General features: G+C 34.4%; 20 protein-coding genes. 15 read left to right on the top strand and 5 right to left on the bottom strand.

Features of this window, described 5'->3' with window-relative positions; all coding sequences use genetic code 11:
- Positions 1-158: 158 nt before the first annotated feature.
- The 4 genes from A8B35_RS19920 to A8B35_RS19905 all read right to left on the bottom strand — a co-directional run bounded on the left by A8B35_RS19920 (position 159) and on the right by A8B35_RS19905 (position 3712).
- On the bottom strand, positions 159-1778 hold the full coding sequence (locus A8B35_RS19920; protein WP_068475371.1) for a T9SS type A sorting domain-containing protein: 1620 nt from the start codon (positions 1776-1778) through the stop codon (positions 159-161).
- Positions 1779-2010: 232 nt separating this feature from the next.
- Complete coding sequence (locus tag A8B35_RS19915; RefSeq protein WP_068475370.1) at positions 2011-2355, bottom strand: hypothetical protein; 345 nt, start codon at positions 2353-2355, stop codon at positions 2011-2013.
- Positions 2356-2513: 158 nt separating this feature from the next.
- Complete coding sequence (locus tag A8B35_RS19910) at positions 2514-3065, bottom strand: hypothetical protein (protein WP_075603796.1); 552 nt, start codon at positions 3063-3065, stop codon at positions 2514-2516.
- A gap of 89 nt (positions 3066-3154) precedes the next feature.
- Positions 3155-3712, bottom strand: a complete 558-nt coding sequence (locus A8B35_RS19905; protein ID WP_068475366.1) for a hypothetical protein — start codon at positions 3710-3712, stop codon at positions 3155-3157.
- Positions 3713-4322: 610 nt separating this feature from the next.
- Between A8B35_RS19905 and A8B35_RS19900 the strand changes: the two genes are divergently transcribed.
- On the top strand, positions 4323-4538 hold the full coding sequence (locus tag A8B35_RS19900) for a hypothetical protein (protein WP_068475364.1): 216 nt from the start codon (positions 4323-4325) through the stop codon (positions 4536-4538).
- Between the two features lie 102 nt (positions 4539-4640).
- On the opposite strand, the gene A8B35_RS23625 is transcribed toward A8B35_RS19900, so the two are convergent.
- Complete coding sequence (locus A8B35_RS23625; protein ID WP_071792538.1) at positions 4641-5708, bottom strand: septation protein IspZ; 1068 nt, start codon at positions 5706-5708, stop codon at positions 4641-4643.
- Positions 5709-6007: 299 nt separating this feature from the next.
- Between A8B35_RS23625 and A8B35_RS19890 the strand changes: the two genes are divergently transcribed.
- The 14 genes from A8B35_RS19890 to A8B35_RS19825 all read left to right on the top strand — a co-directional run bounded on the left by A8B35_RS19890 (position 6008) and on the right by A8B35_RS19825 (position 25870).
- On the top strand, positions 6008-7591 hold the full coding sequence (locus A8B35_RS19890) for a carboxyl transferase domain-containing protein (protein ID WP_068475362.1): 1584 nt from the start codon (positions 6008-6010) through the stop codon (positions 7589-7591).
- Positions 7592-7632: 41 nt separating this feature from the next.
- Positions 7633-8424, top strand: coding sequence for an enoyl-CoA hydratase-related protein (locus tag A8B35_RS19885; RefSeq protein WP_068475360.1), 792 nt, complete (start codon positions 7633-7635; stop codon positions 8422-8424).
- A gap of 21 nt (positions 8425-8445) precedes the next feature.
- Positions 8446-10404 carry an acetyl/propionyl/methylcrotonyl-CoA carboxylase subunit alpha gene (locus tag A8B35_RS19880; protein ID WP_068475358.1) on the top strand — a complete coding sequence of 653 codons (1959 nt, stop codon included), beginning with the start codon at positions 8446-8448 and terminating at the stop codon, positions 10402-10404.
- A gap of 49 nt (positions 10405-10453) precedes the next feature.
- Positions 10454-11599, top strand: a complete 1146-nt coding sequence (locus A8B35_RS19875) for an acyl-CoA dehydrogenase family protein (protein WP_068475356.1) — start codon at positions 10454-10456, stop codon at positions 11597-11599.
- A 121-nt stretch (positions 11600-11720) separates the two neighbouring features.
- Positions 11721-12710 carry a beta/alpha barrel domain-containing protein gene (locus tag A8B35_RS19870; RefSeq protein ID WP_068475354.1) on the top strand — a complete coding sequence of 330 codons (990 nt, stop codon included), beginning with the start codon at positions 11721-11723 and terminating at the stop codon, positions 12708-12710.
- A gap of 48 nt (positions 12711-12758) precedes the next feature.
- Entirely contained in the window at positions 12759-14057 is a 1299-nt protein-coding gene (locus tag A8B35_RS19865; RefSeq protein WP_068475352.1) for a hydroxymethylglutaryl-CoA reductase, read from the top strand.
- A gap of 1 nt (position 14058) precedes the next feature.
- Positions 14059-14991, top strand: a complete 933-nt coding sequence (locus A8B35_RS19860; RefSeq protein WP_068475350.1) for a GYDIA family GHMP kinase — start codon at positions 14059-14061, stop codon at positions 14989-14991.
- Positions 14984-16033: a diphosphomevalonate decarboxylase gene (gene mvaD, locus A8B35_RS19855; protein WP_068475348.1), complete on the top strand. Its 1050-nt coding sequence runs from the start codon at positions 14984-14986 to the stop codon at positions 16031-16033. The genes A8B35_RS19860 and mvaD overlap by 8 nt, the downstream gene beginning before the upstream one ends.
- 79 nt (positions 16034-16112) lie before the next feature.
- Positions 16113-17063, top strand: coding sequence for a mevalonate kinase family protein (locus tag A8B35_RS19850; protein WP_068475346.1), 951 nt, complete (start codon positions 16113-16115; stop codon positions 17061-17063).
- A gap of 321 nt (positions 17064-17384) precedes the next feature.
- On the top strand, positions 17385-18620 hold the full coding sequence (locus A8B35_RS19845; RefSeq protein WP_068475345.1) for a hypothetical protein: 1236 nt from the start codon (positions 17385-17387) through the stop codon (positions 18618-18620).
- A gap of 191 nt (positions 18621-18811) precedes the next feature.
- Complete coding sequence (locus tag A8B35_RS19840) at positions 18812-20005, top strand: hypothetical protein (RefSeq protein ID WP_083634567.1); 1194 nt, start codon at positions 18812-18814, stop codon at positions 20003-20005.
- A 132-nt stretch (positions 20006-20137) separates the two neighbouring features.
- A complete protein-coding gene (locus A8B35_RS19835; RefSeq protein ID WP_068475343.1) occupies positions 20138-20908 on the top strand; it encodes a nuclear transport factor 2 family protein in 771 nt (256 codons plus the stop codon).
- A gap of 211 nt (positions 20909-21119) precedes the next feature.
- Entirely contained in the window at positions 21120-22568 is a 1449-nt protein-coding gene (locus A8B35_RS19830; protein WP_068475341.1) for an amidohydrolase family protein, read from the top strand.
- A 503-nt stretch (positions 22569-23071) separates the two neighbouring features.
- Positions 23072-25870, top strand: a complete 2799-nt coding sequence (locus A8B35_RS19825; RefSeq protein WP_068475339.1) for a cellulase family glycosylhydrolase — start codon at positions 23072-23074, stop codon at positions 25868-25870.

Raw genomic sequence — 25870 nt, 5'->3', positions numbered from 1 at the left:
CGTGTACTTAAGAATAATCACACTTATACACTACTCACAACCTATAACTTACAAGCAAAAGACATTAACAATCATTTCCTTTTACCAAGCAAAACACAAACAAAAAAAGCTGATAAGAGTGGCTCTTATCAGCTTTTAAATATTTATTCAATGTATTTTTATTGTATCTGAATCTTCTCAATTATTTTAGAACCTTCGCTCACTATTTCTACAATGTATAAGCCCTTAGCCAAATCAGTAACACTAATTGATGTTAGCTCAGAAGTAGTATTAATAACTTTTGCTTTATTACCCGAAATTGAATAGAACGAAACAACACTTCCCGCAGGCGTTGCAACATTTACAACAGATGTTGCAGGGTTTGGATAAACTGCATGATCAAAATCGCTTGGATTACTAATATTAGTAGATGTTTCCTCTAATTTAATGTAGCGGAGGTCGATATTATTCATATCAGCTAAGACAAAAGAACCTGTTGCTTCATTAAAACCATCGGCATTAACTGTATACGAGAATGTTCCCGGAGTTAAAGCATCTCCATTGTGATAAAATTCGGCATCAACTTGCGTTAATGAAACATCATTACCTGCTCCATCAGTTAATGAAACAATTGCTGTTTTAATATCAATACCCGAATCATAATTAATAACTGCTAGGTTTACATTATACATGCTTTCCTGTACTCGAACAGTTCTGTTAGTTGCAGTAAAGTCAACTGTACCTGATAAAGTATTGGTTCCAAAAAGTTCGTAAGTGTATGTATCTTCACCTAAACCACCTATCCACACTCTTCCGGCACCGTTATTGGTTTCCTTGACATAAACTTCAACACCATTCTTATCCTTAGATATAACCATAGCACCTTTTAATACATCGCCAGTTGCGTCTTTTGCTTCAACAATTATTTGGGCAGATTTTCCTGCTTGCAGGGTAACAACTTCTTGTGGCATGTTATCAGACACTACAAAATCTTCAATAATATTAAGGTCGTAAGCATTACGAGCAATAGCAACAGTATACGTTCCTTGTGGTACATTAAATTCCACTATACCTGTAGTTGGAACATCATCTGTAGACTTAGGACTAGATAAGGTTTCACCATTAATAGTAACATTGGCACTCTCTATTGGGTTACCCTCAGTATCTTGAATTAAAAATGTAACTGTCTCATCTGGAATAACTTCCTCAATAAGGATGTCATCAATGTACATCAAACCATCCTCAGAACCGGTTAATGTTGTTTGGTTTAAATTAATAACTAGTGTTGAACTTACTTCCTGATCAACCTCATTATCCGTACCTGCATATGTGAAGCTACTCTCCAATTCCTGCCATACACCTCTAGATGATGTTACATTTAATGCAGGAAAGTTCATATAGCCAGTACCTCCAGAGCTTTTCTTCATAGCGCAACTAACTTTAGAAAAATAGGCTTTATCTGCACCTTCCCCTAAGAAAACTCTTAATGACAGTTTATAAGTTTTCCCTTCTACAAGTGTTAAAGTACCACCTTTATTAAGGTTAGATGTAGCAACTTGTTTCTTATCATCTGAAGTCATATCGTGCTTTACTTCAAACTTCATACACTTACCAGATGATGCCGTTGCTATATCCTCACTGACTTCAGCAAAGGTAATCACTCCACTATTGGTATATGACCAATCTGATGTGGCACTAGTTTTAAAGTTAAAATAATCTGCATCCATTACCTGAGCACCAACATTAAACCCAAATGTTAGCATGATAGCTATTAAATAAAAGTGTAATTGTTTTTTCATAATTGTAAATTTTATGTAAGTAGTTTGTGTAAATATTATTTATCAATATTTGATAACACTAATTAACAGATTTCCTATTTTCTGCTTGTTCGGTACAATAACAATCTTGTACTCCGTGATAAACTCGAAATTATCACTCAATATAATTCACTATCAAACAGACAATAACATCTACAAACAAAAAAAGTCAGCACTTATGTGCTGACTTTAATAACTAATGCAAAAAAGCGGTTTATTTCTTCTTCTTATGTGCGTAAAGTTTATTCATTTGTTCTTTACTACACACTTCTTTAATTTTTGTCATAGAAGCTTTATTTACTTCTTTTACTTTAGCTTTAAACTCATCCGTACCTTTTCCTAGCTCATCGTAAGCAGCTGCACGCTGAATGTATTGTTCTTTTTTAATTTCGTAAACTTTAGTTTTTTGGTCAGTATCTAATCCCATAACCTCAACCATCTCATTTACTTCTCCATCTAGTTTTGCCTGCATTTTTGGTTTCAATTCTTGAGCAAATACATTACTCATTCCTAATGTTAAAACAATCGCCAATAACGCTACTCTCAAAATACTCCTCATCTCTTATTATTTTTATAAATATGTAAGAACCTCAACTATAAAGCTGGCTCAATAATTATTTTTACATTTTAAAATTACAACCTAAGATTACCTTATGTGAGCTAAGGAGTACAAACATTGTGCTAGAGTGTATGAGTGATCTACTTTTAGTAATAAACTTACATTTTCTGAATCATGATCCTGTCTAAATAAAAAACTCCAGGACCACCAAATTTAGGATTCTGAGAAACAGAAATTATCATGGATGAATTAATAGGCTCTTCAACAACCAACCGTTGTGCCAGCTCAACCCACTGCTCTTTTGGTGCTGAATAAAGTTTCCAAACCAAATTTACAAAAGGAGAGTTCTCAGATTCTTTAAACTTGATGCCAAAACTTTTGGGATAGGTCTTATTTATCCAAACATATGCTGTTACTTTGTATACACCTGGCTCCAATATAACTTTCTCGCGTTTTGCAGCATTTGCTTTTGCACCACAGTGCATTTGTATATTCTGACTTACATTTGAATAATCATCGCAATCAAATTTTAAACTAAAATTTCCATCAAAAACATTTTCATCTGTAAACGACCAATAGTCTTTTGATTGAATAAACCATTTAGATGGTTCTTCAAATCCATAAATGGCATCATCAAGTAAGTTTTGTGCATGTATAGTTGTTGTGCCTATAAATAAAAATAGACAAAACTGAATTTTAAATAATCGCATGTAATAGTAGTATGTAGGTGTTTTTGTTTTGAACGAAGTAACCATGTTAAACATTTGCTCTTTAACATGGCTCTTCAAAAATGTAGTTTCTATTGAGTTATTTTAATATCATCAATATATAATACTCCTGCGCCACCCCATTTAGGATTTGTTGAAACTTGAATGGCCATTTTTGTTGACACCGCTTTTTCAAGTGTAAACTTTTGTGTTAATTCTACCCATTCTCCCTTTACGGTTTTTTTAAGTTTCCATGAAAGTTGAACAAAAGGTGAAGAGCCACTTGCTGCCAAGTTAGTACCAAACGAAAGTGGTGCATTTTCGCCAAGCCAAACCATCATTGAAATTGTGTAGGTACCTGGATCTAATTTTACTGTACCATCATTTGGCTTATTTCCAGTATTTCCTATTTGCGCAGCCATATTACTACCTTTAACTGTAGATAAATCATCGCAGTTAAACTTTAAGCTTTGCTTACCTTCAAATGCCTTCTCTGATGTGAGCTCCCAATTTGCTTTGTGCTGTATCCATAATGCTTTACCTGGATTCTCAAAGGTATATACATCGCTATTTAATAAATTATCTTGCGCTGTAGCGTTTAATGAAAATGCCATAATTACGGCAACAATTGTTGTTTTAATAAACTTCATCTTGTGTTATTTAATGTTATACAGTTATATTATTCAATAACACAAATTAACACTCTTACTCATTTACAATTGAACTAGCGAATCTAAACCCTGTACTTTTCAGTAAATATATTCTTTTGTAAACCATATCATACTGACTGTATGAGCATAGCTTTAGCATGGCAGATTCTTATTTTACTAAATTCTCTCTTTGTAAATAAAAACCCTCTCTAGTTTTATATTAACTTTTAACTTAATATTAGATAATTAACAATCTAATTAAACAATTTTGACTAATATAACCCTGATTCCACGTTTACATTTTTAGTAAGAACAGCTACAATTTTGTGACTTTTGGGGAATATCTAGAGGAACTACCATTTTTTTTAAAATTAATTAACACCAATGAAATACACTGATTTCAATATGAATGAGCAAAATCACACATATATAATGACTTCTGTCATGTTGTAATTTATTTTGGCATTATTTTTGATTATCATAAAAATATAAGGGTTAAAAGTAAAACCTTTTCAATAACTAATAAGTATAAGTAATTATACTAACCATAATGATTTTAATATGTGCAATCAATTCTGACTAAACATTAGAATTTTAAAACTGTAGGATTATGAACTTACGAATCACATCAAAAGCTAAAAACAACCAGATCTCATTTTTAATTGCATTAGATAATTTTATATCTAAAAGTCCAACAATGGCAATTAAACGCCTGAATCAGTTTCTATCGAAACGAAAACCTGGCTTTAACTTGAGAGCTGATGAGAACACAAATCATCGTATTGATTTGTATGATGGTAATAAGTTGATTGCTTACTATAACTAAGCATATAAATAAATATAAATAGAAAAGGGTATCTAGCTAGATACCCTTTTCTATTTATATTTATTTATAGTTAAAAACCTAATGGTATTCTTCTTCAATACACTACCTACTAATACATTTCATCAGCATCGGAAACTCATGCACAAAGTTCTCAGTAAATATGCCTGAGTTGAGGTTTTCTTCAATCTCTTCGATAGTCCAAAACCTACCTTCACTAACTTCATCGGGCGAACAACTCAGAGCTTCATCGCTAATGCAAGTAAAAGCAAACACAAGTTCTCTTTCCATATCCGTTTCCCACACATAAGTTTTAAAAGGTTCGGCCTGAAATTGTTTTAGCCCAATCTCTTCACTAGCTTCTCGCTGTAGCGATAAATCAATAGATTCACCATCGGCAACATGTCCCCCAACCGCGGTATCCCATTTGCCAGGTGCTACTAATTTATTCATCGCTCGCTTTTGCAAAAACAAATCTCCTCTGCTATTAAAAACCTGTAAATGCACTACAGGGTGTAATATCTTTGATCCTGAATGCGCCACACTTCTGGGCATTTTACCTTCAACAGCACCCGCTTCATTCACAATAGGTAACCACTCCTCTCTCCCATACTTGGCTCCTTGTTGTTTCTTTCGGTACCACTCAAACGCAAAAAATACACCAAACAGTGCATAAAATCCGGGTCCACTTATGGCTACCCAAACAGCATTACTCATAAATAAGGCAGCTGCAAAAACAAATAAGGTGTGCCCCAAAACCAACCAAAATATTGTTCTAATACTTTTTAGCATTTCATATTGCTGCCAAGCACTAAACTGCATACCCTTCATATATCGCCCGGCCATCATCATCATGATATTTTGTTTGCCATAGGCTGATATGCCCAATATCGCACAAAATAATAAGCCAATAATACCTGGTTTAAGTTTAAAAAACACATCACTTTCTAACACTATGGATACCAATCCCATAAGAACCAATAGACCCACATCAAACAATACAAACTTATCGGGCTTTTTACCCTTTATTAGGCTGTAAACTATTTCAATACCTCCAAAGGCTATTGCTACAATTAAACCCACTTCAGTACCCCAAATACTATCGGCTAATATAAAAACGAGTAAAGGCGCTAAGCCGGGTAATAATTTTTTAAGTAAAATTCGAATATCCATATGCTTCAATCTAAGTGTGCAAATGAAGTAAAACTTATTTTGTCTTTCAAATTATTAAGTCAGTTCATTCGTTTTTAGCTGGTAGTCAGCGGCAAAATTTATCCAGCAAAAATATAAAACCAAGCTGTGAATAGCATTTATATAGATTCAATAGAACTACCATCAAACATTTTTCTGCATCAACGGTTAGTTTATCACTATTAGAGGTATTAATCTTATATAATAACAATAGTTAGCAAAGATTCTGAAAGTATATTAACTACTAACATCTGACTGAAAACTAACGAACTATTAATATAATGAGTATAAAAAAAATCGATAACGACACTCAATTAAACACAATTCTGCAAAAAGTGGATGCGTTTAAGGAGACTCTCAATACAATACATCAGCAAAATGCTAAACAAAAGGCACGTCATAAAAGCAGAGCCAAATTATTGGCCCGCGAACGTATTGATTTATTAGTAGATGAAGGAACCCCTTTTATCGAATTATCAGCCCTTGCTGCCTTTGATCAATATGACAATCAATTTCCCTCAGCGGGTATAATTACTGGCATAGGAATTATCAACGGAATAGAGAGCATTATTATAGCTAACGATGCCACAACCAAAGGTGGCACCTACATAAAAGAAACCATAAAGAAACATCTCAGAGCCCAAGAAATTGCTGAAGAAAATAACCTAGCTTGTGTTTATTTGGTAGACTCAGGCGGTATTTTTTTACCTGAACAAGCCAACGTATTTCCTGACAAGAATGACTTTGGACGCATTTTCTATAATCAAGCGCGTTTATCCGGAAAGGGCATTCCACAAATTAGTATTGTAATGGGATCGTGTACTGCAGGTGGTGCATATATTCCGGCCATGAGCGATGAAACAATTATAGTAAAAAACCAGGGTACCATATTCTTAGGCGGTCCTCCATTAGTAAAAGCCGCAACCGGAGAAGAAGTTAGTCCTGAAGAATTAGGTGGTGGATTATTACACACTACTGAATCAGGAGTTGCTGATCACTTAGCAGACGACGATCATCATGCCATAGAAATTTGCCGTACTATTTTTAAAACTTTACCACAAACTAAAAATAATAGTAGGCAACAGCAAGAAGCCAAAGCCCCTCTGACAGATATTAACGATATGTACTCGGAAATTCCAGAACCAGGAAGCTCTGTGAAAGATGTTAAAAAACTTATCGGTTTTATTGTTGACGAAAGCAAGTTTGATGAGTTTAAAGCCAATTACGGAACTACCCTCGTTACAGGGTTTGCCCATATTAACGGCTATAATGTTGGTATACTTGCTAATAATGGCATTCTTTTTTCAGAGTCTGCACAAAAAGGGGCACATTTTATACAACTCTGTAATTCTCGCAATATACCAATGGTATTTCTTCAAAACATTACCGGCTTTATGGTTGGTAAAGAGTATGAACGAAGAGGAATTGCCAAAGATGGTGCTAAAATGGTAAACGCCTTGGCCAATTCTGAAGTACCTTTCTTTACCATAATGATTGGTGGTAGTTATGGTGCCGGAAACTATGCCATGGGCGGAAGAGCCTTCAACCCTCGTTTGTTATTCTCTTGGCCCAATTCTAGTATTTCGGTAATGGGGCCGCAACAAGCAGCAGAAGTATTAGCTACCGTAAAAAAGGATCAAGCCAAAGCGCTAGGTAAAGAAATTTCTGAAGAAGATATTGCAAAACTTAAAGAGCAAACCGTAGAGAGTTATCAATCTCAAGCATCTCCCTATTATGCCACTAGTCGTTTGTGGGATGATGGAATTATTGATCCTAAAGATACGAGGTTGGTATTAAGTATTGGTTTAAGTATCAGCCAAAACAAACCCAATAAAAAATCTAATTACGGTATTTTTAGAATGTAAAAGATTACCTGTACATAATAGAAACCTTAAAACAGATATATATGCAAACGATCACTTTTTCTATTGAAAACAAAATTGCTTATTTAGGTCTTAACCGACCAGAAAAACGCAATGCTTTAAATAGAGTATTAATTGAAGAAATAATTGAGACTTTAGAAACCAGCAAAGCCAATAGAGATATCCGAGTTTTAGTACTCTATGGTGAAGGCGAAACATTTTGCGCTGGTGCCGATTTAGAGTGGATGAAACAAGGTGTTGTGCAAGATAAAACACGCAATATTAACGATGCTAAATTGTTTACTACACTCTTCAATCTGATACATAAATTCCCTAAACCAGTTTTATGCGAGGTGCAGAAATCTGCATTTGGTGGCGCTGTAGGAATAATGGCATGTTCTGATATTGTAATAGCTGATAAAGATGCTGTTTTTGGTTTTCCTGAAATCAAACTAGGACTCATTCCGGCAACTATTGCACCTTATATTCTAACAAAAATGGGAAGTAGCAACACCCGTAAACGTCTTTTAATACCCGACCCATTTACTGCTGAAGAAGCCTTAAACGAAGGTTTGGTGCATTTTATAACTGAAAAAAATAGCCTACGAGAAACTACCATAAGAATTGCTCAATCTATTGCACAGGCAGCACCTGCAGCAATTATTCAAACCAAAGATTTGATTCATCGCCTTGAGGAAAATGTAGAAGAAGAAACAGCACATCTTTTTTGCGCCAGACTTATTGCCGGAGCACGAACTTCGAGCGAAGGACAAGAAGGAGTTAAAGCTTTTTTAGAGAAAAGAAAACCCTACTGGATTGAATCTAACTCAAATTAAGAACTCACGTAAATTATCATTATGATAAAACGAATACTGATTGCGAACAGAGGAGAGATTGCTGTTCGCATTATTAAAACAGCGCATAAATTAGGCATTGAAACTGTTGCTATATATACGCAGCAAGAAGACCATGCCTTGCACATACAGAAAGCCAACTTTAAGGCCTTACTGCGTGGCAATGATTTGCAATCGAGTTACCTCGATATAGAACAAATTGTAGCTATTGCAAAACAATATGACGCAGATGCCATTCATCCTGGATATGGCTTCTTATCTGAAAACTCAACTTTTGCCCAACACTGTATCGATAATAATATCATTTTTATAGGCCCTTCTCCTGAAGCCATTCAGTTAATGGGTAATAAAAACAGAGCCAATACAATAGCTGCACAAAACAAAGTGCCACTACTTAAAAAGATAAGTGGTACTATTGATGAAATGATATCACAGGCCGGTGAATTAAAATTACCGCTTGTAATCAAAGCTGCCATGGGTGGTGGCGGAAAAGGAATGAGAATTGTTCGCAATTTAGATGATCTCCCTTCTGAGATAAAGCGTGCAGGAGAAGAATCGTTACGATACTTTGGAAGCAATGAAGTATATATCGAACAATACATTGAAAATCCACGTCATATCGAAGTGCAAATATTGGCTGATGAACACGGTAATACCTTGCACCTATATGAGCGCGAATGTTCGATACAAAGGCGCCATCAAAAAATAATTGAAGAAGCCCCAGCTCCAAACTTAAGCGAGGAACTAAAATCCAAGCTTTATGCCGATGCCATTAAGCTCGCTAAAAGCATCTCATACAAAAATGCAGGTACCATCGAATTTTTATTAGCCAATAATAGGGAGCACTACTTTCTTGAAATGAACACAAGAATTCAGGTAGAACATCCAGTTACTGAGGTTATCACAGGTATTGATATTGTTGAGCAACAAATTAGAATTGCCGAAGGCAAAGCGCTGCCATTCAACCAAAATCAACTTGCCGTTTGCGGACATGCCATAGAAGCACGTATTTATGCCGAAAACCCCGAAGATAATTTTAAACCTTCTTTCGGTAGAATACTAACTACACATATTCCGCATCATAATAATATCAGAATCGATGGTGGTGCACAAGCAACAGAAAACCTTAATCCTAATTTTGATCCGCTCCTTAAAAAGGTAATTGCTAAAGGCAATACCAGATTGGAAAGCATTGCAATATTGCAAAAGTTTTTAAACGAATACGCCCTGTTTGGAGTTACCACAAATAGAGAGTACTTAATCAATATAATTAATGATGAAGATTATATAAATGCTAATATCTCAACGGCATTCTGCAAACTAAAAACAGCACTTTTATCAAACAATAAAAAACTGTCAACTGATACAAAAACCGTATTAACCGCAGCATATTGGGCATTAAAAAACAGACCAAGCAGCACACCTTCCTCAACATGGCATTCTCTTGGTTATTGGAGACAATATGCTAAAGCAGTATTGAATATGGATAGTGCACAAGTACCTTCCACTTTGCTTGATCACCACAAAACTGGTTTAAGCTTTAAATTTGAAGATAGCAATCCGCTTTCGGTTACTAATATTCAAATTGAACAAAATGAGCTAAGTTTTATTATAGATGATGTATTCGCTAAGTTGAATTATTTTATTAGCGAAGAAGGGGCATTTTACTTGCAATATAAAGGAGAAAAACATCTGATTATCGACAAGCCTGAACGGATAAAACGAATTAGTGCCAATGGTACTAATACTATAAAATCGTTGAAAGCGCCTATACCAGGAAAAATAATTGAGATATTGGTTAACGAAGGTGATCAGATAAAAAAAGGTGATACACTAATGATTTTAGAAGCTATGAAAACCGAAAATAATCTTCTTGCATGGAAAGATACCACAATTACAAACATCAATATTACTGTAAATGATCAGGTTCAATTGGATCAAATATTAGTAGAAACCGAATAGAAATTCAGACATATATAATCACACTAACGATATTAAAAAGCACAAATTAATGAATCCATATTACTCAGAAGAAAAAGAAGCATTCAGACAAAAAGTAAGATCTTTTGCCGAACAAGAAATAAAACCTCTTGCTGCAGAACTCGATACCAATGAAATATTCTCAACTGAACTGTCGCAAAAAATGGGTCAAGCAGGCTTATATGGCATTGACCTTGATAAAAAATATGGTGGACAAGGATTAGATACACAATCTTATATAATTGCTGTTGAAGAAATAGCTAGAGTTGATGGCTCTCAGGCTGCAACTATGGCTGCACATAACTCTTTGGGTGTATCGCCCATTTATAATTATGGAACCGAAGAACAAAAGCAAAAACTATTGCCATCGCTATTAAATGGTGACAAGTTGTGGGCTTTTGGATTAACCGAAGAAAATGCAGGTTCTGATGCTAGAGGTGTTGAAACCAGCGCCACTAAAACCGCTGAAGGTTGGGAGCTTAATGGCACCAAACGCTACATTACAAATGGTAGTAGCGAAATGATGGCTGGCATCACAGTTTTAGCGCAAACTGGCGAAAAAAATGGAAAAGCCTCCTACTCTACCTTTATTTTAGATAGAAATACTAGTGGGTTCTCTACCAAAAGAACTCTAGGCAAAATGATGTGGCGCGCTTCTGATACAGCGGAAATTAAAATCGATAAATGTCTCGTTAGCGATAATGATTTATTAGGCGAACAAGACAAAGGCTTATCTCAAATGCTAAAAACTTTAGATTCAGGACGCTTATCCATAGCTGCCATGGGATTAGGTTTGGCTCAGGGTGCGTTTGAATTAGCGCTTGCCTATTCAAAAGAGAGACAGCAATTCGGAAAGGCTATTCACAACTTTCAAGCAGTGCAGTTTAAACTTGCCGATATGGATTTACAAATAGAATTGGCTCGTAATTTATTATACAAAGCTTGTTGGTTGAAGGATAACGGACAGCCTTTCGGCAAAGAAGCTGCTATGGCCAAATTATATTGTTCCGAAGTGGCTAAAAATGTATCCGACGAAGGAGTACAGATATTTGCAGGAGCAGGCTTATTCCAAGGTGCAGATATTGAGCGTTTTTATCGCGATCATCGTATATTAAGAATTGGGGAAGGAACAAGTGAAATATTGAAATTAGTTATTTCAAGGCACCTTGGTGTTTAAGATTCATTTTTGATCTAGACATTAGCTGATATTAATTTTATTATTTTGCAACATAATAAATTCTATACATTTCCTTGTAAGGATACAACCTTAATCTAATGTCTAGATACTATAATTAACCATGGAAGATAGAAAGAAAGACCATATAGCATTAGCTTTTAAAGCAAACTTAAGTAACTCTGAAAACGATCAGCGTTTTAGTTACGAACCTTTATTGGCGGCGCATCCAAACGGAGAAACATCGCCCATTAAATTTTTAGGCAAAACAATGCAACACCCGTTTTGGATTTCCTCAATGACGGGAGGCACTAAACATGCCAATGAAATCAATAGAAATTTAGCTAAAGTAGCTCAAAAGTATGGTTTAGGAATGGGCTTAGGCTCGTGCCGATCTTTACTCGATTCTGATAGAAACCTATCGGATTTCAATGTACGTTCGCTAATTGGTGATGAGCAGCCCTTTTATACCAACCTAGGAATTGCACAATTAGAACAGCTGATTGATAATGATGAAACAGATAAAATACTCCATCTAAATGATACACTTAAAGCCGATGGATTAATTATTCATATCAACCCATTGCAAGAAGCCTTTCAGCCAGAAGGCGACCGCTTTAAATATGCGCCCATTGAAACTATAAAAAAGCTAATCAGCAAGCTCAATATTCCTATTATTGTAAAAGAAGTTGGTCAAGGAATGGGATACGAAAGTCTGAAAGCTTTACTACAGTTAGATATTGAAGCTATTGAATTTGGTGCCTTTGGAGGAACTAATTTTACCAAACTTGAGCAGCTTCGCAATACAAATATTTACGAACAATCAGATAGCTTTTCGTATGTGGGCCATACTGCTGAAGAAATGACCTTAATGGTAAATCATATACTGGAAGAAATAGAACCTAAATGCAAACAACTTATTATTTCAGGCGGCATTAACAATGTATTGGATGGATATTATCTAACGCAAATAAGTAAGCTTCCTGCAGTAATTGGAATGGGTTCTGAGTTCTTAAAACATGCCATCATTGATTTCGATGATCTTGATGAATTTGTGAGTGAATTGGTAGAAGGCTATAAATTGGCAAGTCATTTTTTAAGAGTCAGACAATAATACTTACAAGAAGAAATAACTATCAACAACTAGCTAATTACTAGAATAATGATAAAAGGATTCTCAAAACTATCAGCTAAACAAAAAGTACAGGAGCTTACCGCAGCTTATGGTTTATCTTCCGACTTTAATAAAACTATAACGCAGCATATTCATCCTGATTTACAGGAAAAATACAATCAATTTTCTGAGAATACAATCAGCAACTTTTACATGCCTTTTGGTGTTGCTCCGAGCTTTGTAATCAATAACAAAGAGTATGCAATACCAATGGTTATTGAAGAAAGTTCTGTTGTTGCTGCAGCATCTAAGGCTGCCAAATTTTGGAGTTCAAGGGGTGGCTTTCGAACCAAAGTAATATCTTCTAAAAAAGCAGGTCAACTCTTCTTCAAAACAGACATTGCTTATGAAGAACTCATTCTTCATAAATCTGAAATCGAGGATTTCTTAATCAATTCAGTTAAGGACATTACTGCCAGCATGGAAAAACGCGGTGGTGGTATATTAGGTATGAATTTACTTAAAGAAAATACGGATGATAATAATCTGTTTTGTCTTTTGGTAGATTTTGAGACCAAAGATTCAATGGGCGCCAATTTTATTAACTCCTGCCTTGAGGCAATGGGTGAAGCTCTGAAAGAATTTGTATCCACGCATTTCAATTCTGGCGATGATACATCTACTCAAATAATCATGGCCATCTTATCAAACTATACGCCCGAGTGCCTAGTCGAATGCACAGTTGAATGCAGTATTGATGAATTAGCACCCTATGCAGGAAGCTATTCTGCTGCAGATTTTGCCTTACGCTTTAAAAATGCAGTAGATATTGCCAATACCAATACGCACCGTGCAGTAACGCATAATAAGGGTATTATGAATGGAATTGATGCTGTAGTATTGGCTACAGGTAATGATTTTCGTGCTATTGAAGCTGGTGTTCATGCCTATGCTGCGCAAAATGGAAAATATTTGGGCTTAACTGAAATTACGCTGGATAAAAACAACTTTAAATATACATTACGAGTTCCTTTGGCTGTTGGAACTGTTGGAGGATTAACTAAACTGCATCCAATGGCAAAAAATGCATTAGAATTACTTCAGTCGCCAAATGCTCATGAGCTAATGCAAATAATGGCTGCTGCTGGTATGGCCAATAATTTTTCTGCAATTGCAGCCTTGGTTACCAGTGGTATTCAAAAAGGACATATGAAAATGCACCTATCTAATATACTTGAAGAATTTGCTTGCAACGCACAAGAAAAAGAAGAAGCCGAGAATCATTTTAATTCAAATACGATCAGCCACTCGGCTGTAAAATCATTTATAGCTAAAATTCGTTCCTAAGATGGAAAAACAAGAGGCAATTTTTAAATCTAGGGGAAACGGCAAACTATTGCTATCAGGCGAATATCTGATACTAAAAGGAGCTAAAGGATTATCTCTTCCCACCAAATACGGACAAGATTTGGAGGTATATACACATAACGGTGAAACCATTTTATGGGAGAGTTATAATTTAGATGGTTTATGGCACAAAGTAGAGCTAGATAAATCGTTAAAAATAATTGAAACTACAGACAATCAATTTGCAGAACGTTTACAAGCCATTTTAAAGCAGTGCTTAATTCAAAGTACAATTAACGCTTCTGGCCTTGGAGGAAAAAAATTCATTACAACTATAGATTTTGATACGGCATGGGGACTAGGAAGCAGCTCTACCCTCATTTATAACTTATCGCAATATTTTAATATAGATGCTTATGAATTGCAATTGAAGACCTTCAATGGATCAGGATATGATGTAGCAAATGCAGGAATAGATAGTCCTATATTTTACGAATTAAATAATAAAAAGCCGTTTTTTAAAGCAGTTCAATTTTCGCCAAGCTTTAAAAACCAACTCTTTTTTATCTATTCGGGCAAAAAAGTAAGTTCGCAAAAAGCTATTTCAAAATTTATTGATAAGCCCATTCAAAATAGAACAATTACATCGGTAAGCCAATTAAGCGACCTTATCTCAGTTACTAATAATATTGATGATTTTATTAAGCTGATTAAGTTGCATGAAGATACCATTGGCGAATTAATTGATCAAAAGCCCTTGGGAAAACAGTTTTTCTCTGATTTCAGAGGGACAACAAAATCCTTAGGTGCCTGGGGAGGAGATTTCTTTTTGGCAGCCACCTACGAAAATGAAGCATATGTAAGAAATTATTTTACCGATAAAGGCTTTGAAATTATATTCAATTACGACCAAATCATATTACAGAATGACTAAAACTAATTATATAAAAATAGAAGGAAGAGTTAGTGTATCTGCTCCATCAAATATTGCCATTGTAAAATATTGGGGAAAAAAGGATATTCAAATACCGGAAAATCCTTCCATTAGTTTTTCGCTAAATAACGCCATTACCCAAACATCAATTCAATACAAGCGTATTCCTTTACAGGATATTTTCTCGTACGATTTTGCTTTCGAAAACAAAACCAATAAAGCATTTGAGAAAAAGCTTGTTACCTTTTTTAATAGAATAGAAAACAAATTGCCTTGGCTAAAGAGTTTCTATTTAAACATACAAAGCTCTAATACATTCCCGCATTCAAGTGGCATCGCATCATCAGCAAGTAGTTATGCAGCTTTAGCAATAGCATTAGCCGAAATTCACACTCAAATTACTGGAGAAAAACTTAGTATGCCTATTATTTCTGAGATGGCTCGTTTGGGTTCTGGTAGTGCGTGTCGATCTGTTTATGGAGCATGGAATACTTGGGGCGAAACTCCCATCATTAATGGTAGTAGCAATAAGTATGCACAGCCTTTGAAAACAAAAACACATCCAAATTTTCAAAACATTCATGATTCGATTCTATTAGTCAGTAAAAAGGAAAAAAGTGTGAGTAGTACTGTTGGTCATCAATTGATGGAGAATCATCCATACAAGGAAGGACGCATCAGGCAAGCGCATGCTAACATGAAATTAATTACAGAAGCAATTGAGCAGGGCAATTGGACAAGTTTTACAGAAATTACAGAACTTGAAGCACTCAGCTTGCATGGCTTAATGATGAGCTCTACCCCATCCTATTGCTTACTGGAACCAAATTCCTTAGCTATTATTAATAAGATTAGAGATTTCAGGCTTGAAACAAATATAGACCTCTGTTTCACCATTGATGCGGGTCCTAATATTCATGTTTTGTATCCTGAATCGAACAAAAAGCAAGTACAGGAGTTTATCGATGGTGACTTACGAAAGTTTTGTAGCGATAATACTGTAATTCACGATTACATTGGCTTGGGACCAAAGATAAATTAGTAAACAAAGCGCCTCAACATTAACTTGAGAAACTAAGACGGAATCTTTTTAGAAAGAAGATTACAAACGAAAATAATATATGTCTATTAGTAACAATATATTTCATGCTAAAGTGCTCCTTTTTGGAGAGTATTCAATTCTATTAAATTCAAACGGATTAACCATCCCTTATAGTCATTTTAATGGCTCCTTGAGTTTTATAAAAAAGGATAGTTATACCGATTTAAACTTTGCTCATAATTCAAACGAGCATCTTAAATTGTATGCTAAATATTTAGATGAAAATGCTACTGATATTATCAACACAAGAACTTTTATAAAGGATGTGGAGAACGGTTTATATTTTGAATCTTCAATTCCTGAAGGATACGGATTGGGCAGTAGTGGTGCATTAGTGGCTGCCATATACAAAGAGTATGGAATAAATCCGATTAAATCAAAAGCGGGCTTAACAAATGAGGAAACCCAAGAACTTAAAAAACATTTCTCAAAACTAGAGTCCTTCTTTCATGGTAAAAGTTCGGGTATTGATCCCCTAATTTGCTATTTAAATCACCCTTTATTTATTGAGGATCAACAAAACATACAAAGCATCGGGATATCTCGTAAAAACATTGAATCTGATGATGCTGTTTTTATTGTAAACACCAATCAGGTTGGAAAAACAGCTCCATTAGTCGATTTATTTATGCAAAAGTGCCTAAACCCTTCGTTCTCTAAACTGCTAAAAGAAGAGTTAATTCCCACTACAAACAAATGTATACAATCACTATTAAGTGGTGACTTAAACCACTTCTTCAAAAATGTAAAACAACTATCTAAATTTCAACTCAACTATCTAAAGGAAATGATTCCTTCGGAATTTATCCAAATATGGGAAAAAGGCTTGAAGCAAGATGATTACCTTTTAAAACTATGCGGATCAGGTGGAGGTGGCTACCTACTAGGCTTTACCCGAAATTACTCCAAAGTAAAGAAAAAGCTCAGTGCAAAAGGACTTGAGGTTATACCAGTTTATCGAGAATTTTAAGATTGTTGGACAAATAATTTCATAGCTCCTTATCAAATCATCAGCGATGTTCTGCTTTTCTTTACACATACACGGGAAATAGTTGATTTATCACATTATAATCAAGTGTTTCATTCTATTCCTTAAAATACATATCCCGTTTATAGTTATATCTTTAAGCGATAAAGCTACATTAGCTAAACTACTATCCTTATTATACTTCGAACATAGAACGTGAAAATTTAAATTTGATATGTAAATGGACTTTTACAATAATCCATTGTAAATTAAATGTGATTATGGCAAGTATCACTTCATTACTTAAAATTTAAGCTCCGATTTATGATTAATAAGCTAGTATTAATTATTAAACCAAAGCCAATTGTTAAACACAATAATCTCCAAAAAAGATATTGTATTCTAGAACGATATAATTCAGACTATTTAGAAAGTTCAAAAGAACTATTCTACGAGGTGCCAATTGGAATAGAACTAGCTGATTATGATGATTGTGACAACTACCTAATAGCTATCCTTTTTGAGGCGATGTCTGAAAAAAGGGATATTATTATTGAAGGTTCCGTATCAAAACAGTTACTTATAAATGCTAAAGAATATATTGAATGTTGGGTAAAATGGTTACCTAATGCGCTTAACATTGTTGATATTAAAGCTCAGGAAGTTAGATTTAAAGGCCCAAAGAACTCGAATTGCTTAAGTGCCTATTCAGGTGGAGTAGACGCAACTTTTTCAATATGGAAAAGTTATAAAAATAAGAATCGCAAAGACTCTTATAATATCACAACATGCGCTTTCATACATGGTGTTGATATTCCTTTAGAGGATGATTATTCGTTTAATCAAGCTTTTAAATCTGCTAAGAATACACTATCAGAACTTAGTGTTAGCTTAATTCCTATTAAAACTAATTTCAGACTGATCAATAAATTTAATTGGGAATATACACATGCGTGTGGAATAATATCGAGCTTATCTGTTCTTAAGAAAAATTTTGGCAAATGTATTATAGGAAGTTCAGACCCTTATGATGCGTTAATCTTACCATGGGGATCAAATCCAATAACTGATCACTTATTAAGTTCTTACGATTTTAAAATCATCCATGACGGAGCAAGCCATAACCGAATTGAAAAATCCAGCTATATATTAGATTGGAAAAATGGCGTTAAAAATCTCAGAGTTTGTTGGGAAGGAGATCATAAGGGCACCAACTGCGGTATTTGCGAAAAGTGTTTACGAACAAATGTGATTTTTCAAATGCTAAATAAAGATTCTAAACCTGATAACTTTTCTAATTTAAGATTATTAGAAAATATAAAGACCTTGAATTTTAGAAGTACAGTATTAAAAAGTGAATGGAGACAAATTATAAATTATGCCAAATTAAATAATTCCCTGGATAGTAAAATCATCAATCAAATTAAACGTAAATTAAGAAAGCCTATTAATCAAATTCTTTTCCCAATACATTCAAAAAGAAGAATTTTGCTAAAAGGAATAATAAATGGAAATAAATACTCCTTATTTTCTCAACAAAAGAAAACTCAAATTAACTAAACCTTCTCTTTTAAGGCATAATTTCAATATTAATTCAACAATTAATCTGTTGAGAATTAAACATTCATCAATAATAAGTTATATTCTATAAAAAGAACACACATCATAATTATGGACAACCTAAATTGAAGCTTGATTAGAAATTTAGATAATGATGCATTATAAAAATTCAAGTAAAACATATTCAAATTATGATTGATAAACTTAACTTAGTTATTAAACCTCAACCTATTATTGATATAGATAATGCACAAAAAAGATATTGCATTTTTGAACGATACAATTCTGGTCGCCTGGAAAATGCTAAAGAATTATTCTATGAGGTACCACAAGGAATAGAGTTGGCTAAATACAATGATTGCGATAATTATCTAGTAGCCCTTATATTTGATGCAATGGCTGAAAAAAGAGATATAATTATTGAAGGGTCAATATCAAAACAATTACTTATCAATCTTAAGGAATATATTGAATGCTGGGTAAGGTGGCAACCAGATTTACTTAGTAATATTAGTATTAGCGCTGACGAAATTCGAGACGATAATTTAATAAATTCTAATTGTATAAGCGCCTATTCTGGAGGTGTAGATGCTACTTTTTCTGTATGGAAAAGTCATAAAAATAAAGGTAGAGATGACTCACATGTAATCACATCATGCGCATTTATTCATGGATTTGACATCCCTATTCATGATCAAGATTCTTTCAATAAAGCATTACATTCAGCTGAGAACACACTGTCAGAGCTTAAGTTAAATGTAATACCCATTAAAACAAATTTCAGAGAGGTAACCAAATACAATTGGGAACATACACATGCCTGTGGATTAGTTTCAGCCTTATCGGTACTTAAAAAATGTTTTGGCATTTGTATTGTGGGAAGCTCTGGACCTTATAAAAACTTAACTATTCCTTGGGGATCAAATCCAATAACTGATCACCTATTAAGTTCAGGAGACTTTACAATTGTTCATGACGGTGCAGCTTACGACAGAGTTGAGAAATCTGAATATATTAAAGATTGGGACAATGGGATTAAAAATTTAAGGGTTTGTTGGGAAGGTGATCATAAGGGAGCTAATTGCGGCATTTGTGAAAAATGCATACGAACAAAGGTAATTTTTCATATGCTGCTGCATAAAACAAAACCAGATCTGTATACTGATTTAAAATTAGCAGAGGATTTACGAATACTAAAAATTAAGAACAGAGGAAAAGCTAGCCCATGGCGATATATTATTGAACATGCTGAATTGAATAACAGTCTGGATGCAAATACAATAAAACAACTCAAAAGAAAAATGAGAATGCCCATTAATCAAATACTTTTCCCAGTACATTCAAAAAGAAGAATTCTGCTAAAAAAGATATTACAAAAGAATTGATTTTAATAAGGTAAATCCACTTTAACCATATAATAAAATTTTGTAAATTATGATTAAGGTTATATAAGAGTTCGGTATTAATTGCCTGGCTTATTATTCTTACCCCGGTACTAATTATAAATATTTAATAGAATGGGAAAAAAATTAGAGAATGTAAAGAAACTCTACCTCGAAGGAATAAGAAAAGGGCAATTGGAAGCCGTTGACATGTACACCGGAGATAGATACACACAACATAGTACAGGTGTACGAGATGGAGCTGATGGTTTTAAGGAGTTTTTTATGGGCTTTTTGAAACGGACAAAGATTCGTGATATCCAAATAATAAGAGGTATTGAAGATGGCAATTATGTGTTCGTTCATGCTTATCAGGATATTGATAATGGAGTTGCCAAATGGATTACCACTGATTTATTTGACATGGATTCTGAAGACAAAACTATTGAACATTGGGATTCTATAGCTGCATACAAAGCACCATCTGAAACCGCCTCGGGAAACGACATGGTATTAGGTAATTTTGAGTTAAAGGACTTAGATAAAACTGAAGAAAACAAAGCTTTAATTCGTAATTACATTGTGGATGTGTTTCAGAATGGAAATCTTAATTCCCTCAATAAGTATATCTCAACAGAAGGCCTTATTCAACACAATCCTTTTATTGATAATGGCGTTGATGCTTTTTCTGAATATATTACTGAGCATGAGGTATACTATAATTTTGTTTTCAATGTAATAGGACAAGGCGACCATGTAGTTTCTTTATCAAAAGTAACAATTGACAGAAAAGAGCATTGTGTTTTTGATATTTATAGAATTGAAAACAGTAAAATTGTAGAACACTGGGATAATATAGAGGAAATATCACCACGTGAAGAATGGGTGAATACAGGTAAATTTTAGCATGTGAATTAATAAAATGCCCAGTTAAACTACTGGGCAAACTCTATAGATATCTTCTTTAATGAGAAGCTTTAATTACTAAACCATCAGAACAAAAAGCCATATAATTTACCAGAATGCAAGCATTATCACTGCTTATTTAAATCGTGAACCATGGTCTAATCAAGATGTTGAACATACTAAGTCTCACTTTCCACTTTAATCGCAAGAAATGAAAATACTAAAACGATTGCTATCTATTGTTCTCATATTCATGGGAATACTATTTATTGCTGTTGTGGTAATACTATTCACTGATACTTTGGGAACAAAATACCTTGAAACAGAGAAGTCTGAAATTGCCGATAACAAGTCATTTCTAATCGTCAATGCAAATATCATCCCCATGTCTGAGGATACCACCTTAAATAATAAAATGGTATATATAAAGGATGGGATAATTACAGCTATTGACGATATCATAACCGTTTCTGATATTGAAGTTGTGAATGCTAAAGGCGCATACTTAATGCCTGGACTAATTGATATGCATGTGCACCTTTGGGATAGATACGAACTTGGCTTATATCTATCAAACGGGGTTACAGCCATCAGAAATGTATGGGGAATGCCAATGCACTTAAGAATAAAGAGTGCTATTAATAATAACGAAATATTAGCACCATCGTTTTACACTTCAGGGCCAAAGCTTACTGGACCTGAGTTTATTGGCGATGATAACTTAAACCTATCAAACCCAAAGGAGGGCATGCAAAAAGTAATTTCCTATAAAGAACGCGGGTATGATTTTATAAAAACCTATTATGGCTTACCTGAGGATATTTTTGCTGCAATAATTAAACAAGCTAGTATCTCTAATATGGATATTATAGCGCATGTCTCGCAAAAAGTACCCTACTCCTACCATTTTAATCCACAGATTTTATCCATTGAGCATGCCGAAGATATTGTTCAGAGAGCATTAAACTATCAATTAGATACTTTAAGCTTAAATCAGATTGTGACTGATTTTCGGAACTCACCACATACTTCATTCTGTCCTACACTTATGGCATTTTATAATATATATAATATGCTGATTGATGAGGATATATTATCATCTGAGGATGTTGAATTAATGAACCCTTCCATTCAGTTAATGGATAGCAAGTCTCAATTTGAACGTTGGCAAACATCTAAACAAGAAGATGCAACAACTGTTGATCGAATTAAAAACCAACATGATTTTCATCTATTAATAATTCAAAAACTTAACGCTGCAGGTGTCAATATTATTTGTGGTACTGATGCAGGTATTGGTGTAACTATACCTGGTGCCTCCATTCATCAAGAGTTAGCCTTTTACAAAGAGGCTGGACTAACAAATTATGAAGTGCTGAAAACAGCTACTCTTAATGCTTCAAAGGTTCATAAGATGATGAATAACATGGGAAGTATAGAAATTGGTAAGGTGGCTAACTTGCTTCTATTAGAAGATAACCCCTTAACTGACTTATCGGCTTTAAAGCAACCACAAATTGTTTTTATTAATGGGCAAAAACTAGAGAGAGATACTCTGAATTATTTTGAAAAGAAAGCCAGAAATAGAAGTAACCTGATTGCCACAATACTTAGGTATATTGAAAACTTAATACTTGAAAACTCAACTATTACAGAATAAACTCTTTATTAAACAATATTCTCATCTGTTATATTAAAACTAGCATACCATTAACTTGGTAGTTCATAGTTCTTTCTAAAAATAATAGGTAATTATTTTTTCTACATAAACCCCAAGTATATAGGTATGGACATGTTCATCCCCTTGCGTAGCTTACACAAAAGTATTTCATAATAGTTTTCAAACCACAAATTACGAAAGGTTGAGTGTAGTTTTGCATATGTGTGAGTGCTCAAAACCACATTACAGTACAATGATTTTTTGAGGCTTCACATATAACCATACAAGCATATATTTTAAACTCCTCCGTAACAATATTATCTCCACTACCCATCTGTTATTAACGTTATATTTTATATATTTAATAATAAATCAAGCATATACAATCTTTTTATTAACCAAAATATCTTCTTATCCTAACCTTCAACCAAAAAATCATTTTACTATCAATTAATACACACATCGCTTTTGTTATATACGACAAGGCTTAAATCAGAAAAATTATGAACAAAAACAATCAAGAATTTAAACCCACAAATTCACATTTTTTAAAAAAGAAGGCCGTTCTTAAAACCGCACTCTTTACCTTACTAATTTTCATGTTCTTTACCACACTGAGGGCCAATACAGCTAAAACAGGGATGCGGAATATAACTTCTATGGAGCTAACTGATGATATGGGAGTTGGATGGAACTTAGGTAATACACTGGATGCCTTGGGAAACTCAGGACTAGCCACTGAAACTGCTTGGGGGAACCCATACACAACTAAAGCTATGATAGACGAGGTTAGTCGTTTGGGCTTTAAAACAATTCGAATACCAATTACATGGTTTCAACATCAGGGTTCTGCACCAGATTACACCATAGATACTGAATGGATGGACCGAGTTGAAGAAATTGCCAATTATTGTTTTGCTAACGATATGTATGTGATAATAAACACTCATCATGAGGAAGGTGATTGGTTAGTTCCCACCTATGCTAACCAAGCTGCTGTTACTGCACAGTTAGAAGCTATTTGGACTCAAGTTTCTGAACGATTTAAAGACTATGGTGACTATTTAATTTTTGAAACCTTAAATGAACCTCGTGTTCATGGTGGACAAGATGAATGGAATGGTGGTACCGAAGAAGTACGAGAAGTTGTAAACGCACTTAATAAATCTGCTGTTGACATCATTCGCGCTTCAGGAGGGAATAATGCTTCTCGTTTTATTATGTGTACTACTGTTGGCGCAAGCACCTCTTACAATGCTATTAACAGCTTTGTAATACCTAATAATGATGATCGGGTTATCGTATCATTACATAGTTATTTCCCATACAACTTTGCCCTTAACAAAGAAGCTGGATCAGTAACAACATGGGGTAGCTCATCAGAGAAATCAGAGCTAGATGATGAATTACAAAAGATCTATGACAAATTTATAGCTAATGGTCACGCTGTAATTATGGGTGAGTGGGGATCTATTAATAAAAATAATACCGCTGATCGTGAGGTTCATGCAGATTATTATGCAAAGGCCGCTCTCGCTAGAGGAATAATGCCAATAGTATGGGATGATGGTGGAAATTTCAAACAACTTAACCGACAGGCTTTAACTTGGGATTACCCAAATATTGTAAGCAATATTGTTGCTGCAGACAATCTGAATGGGGAGAGTTATAAACTTACAGTAAATGGAGGTACTCCCAGTGGTACTTATCAAGAAGGTAGACTTATTGGAATAAATGCTTCCTCTCCTGACGATGGATATATTTTTAACTCTTGGACAGGTGATACTGCATTTATTACAGATAAATATGCACGAAATACAAGCATACTCATGCCTAACCAAGATGTGGAAGTTACAGCAAACTATGAGCAGTTAAGCTGTAATATATTTGGGAAAGTAGAAGCTGAAGATTATATAGCAATGTTTGGTATTCAAACAGGTCCAACTTCTGAAGGTGGATTGACCGTAGGTTGGATAGATCCTGGTGATTGGATGGAATATTGTATAAATCCACCTATTGCAGGTTATTATACCTTAGATTTAAGAGTTGCATCTACTAACAATACAGGAAAACTAAATGTCCTCATCAATGGAGAAACGATTACTTCAGAAAATATTCCTAATACTGAAGACTGGGATATATTTACAACTATTACAACTCAAGAATTTTTATTAGAAGCTGGACCACAACTTTTAAGGTTCGATATAGAAGTAGGCTTATTTAATATCAATTGGTTCGAATTTGTATCATCAGGAAATACAAACATTCCTGTTTCTGGGATTAAGCTAATGCCTGATTCTCTTACCCTTGATTCTGCAGGAGCTACACAGACTTTATCGGCAACAATTGCTCCTGATAATGCAAGCAATAAAAATATAAATTGGGTATCTAGTAATAATTCGGTTGCCACAGTTAACTCAACTGGTGTTGTTACCGCCATATCAAATGGTTCAGCTATAGTAACAGCCACAACTGCAGATGGAAATTTTTCAGCAACTAGTGTAATAACGGTTGAGATACCGCAGGTTAATGTTCCTGTAACAGGAATAAGTCTCAATTTAAATTTACTAAATCTTAATGTCGGTGAAAATGCAACACTCATTGAAACCACCTCTCCTTCTAATGCCAGTAATAAGTCTGTTAGTTGGACTAGCAATGACTCTGCAATAGCAACAATAAACAATGGAACTGTTAGCGCAATAGGCGTTGGTACAACAACAATTATGGTAAAAACTATAGATGGGGCTTACACGGCAGAATGTACAGTTACTGTAAAAGAAGAAAATACTGCCGACTGTACTAATCCTGAAGTTAAAACAGTACCTTTTACGCAAAACGGAAAAGGTGAATTCTGTTGGGAAATATCAGAACTCCCTTCGTTTATTAATAGCTGGAACCTTGAAGGTTTATCTATAAACGGCCAAGATTATACTAATAATTGGAGTAATAGCTTCCCTACTCCTAAAGAGGGCAAATGGCTTATTCATTACAAAAGCAACGTTGACTGGGGTCATTTTGAAGCTCAATCGTTGAAAAGTGCACAAGGGAAATCTATTGAGGAGAAAATAAACGTTAGTGTTTACCCAATGCCATTTGATGAAAACTTTACTCTTGAACTATCAAATCCGAAACAAATTCTGAAAGTACAGATATTTGATGTTCGTGGCTCTTTAATACAATCAATCGAGGGACAAGACCTCTCAAAACAAAATAGTATACATTTAAACGAATATGGTTCTATTTTCTTAATGAAAATTCAAACAGAAAATTCAGTCGAAACAAAAACACTAATTAGAAAATAG

Origin of the sequence: Saccharicrinis aurantiacus (assembly GCF_001660705.2) — a bacterium.
Taxonomy (GTDB): Bacteria; Bacteroidota; Bacteroidia; order Bacteroidales; family Marinilabiliaceae; genus Saccharicrinis; species Saccharicrinis aurantiacus.
Note: the sequence above shows the minus strand (reverse complement) of the source record. Positions and strands in the feature narration are given on the sequence as shown.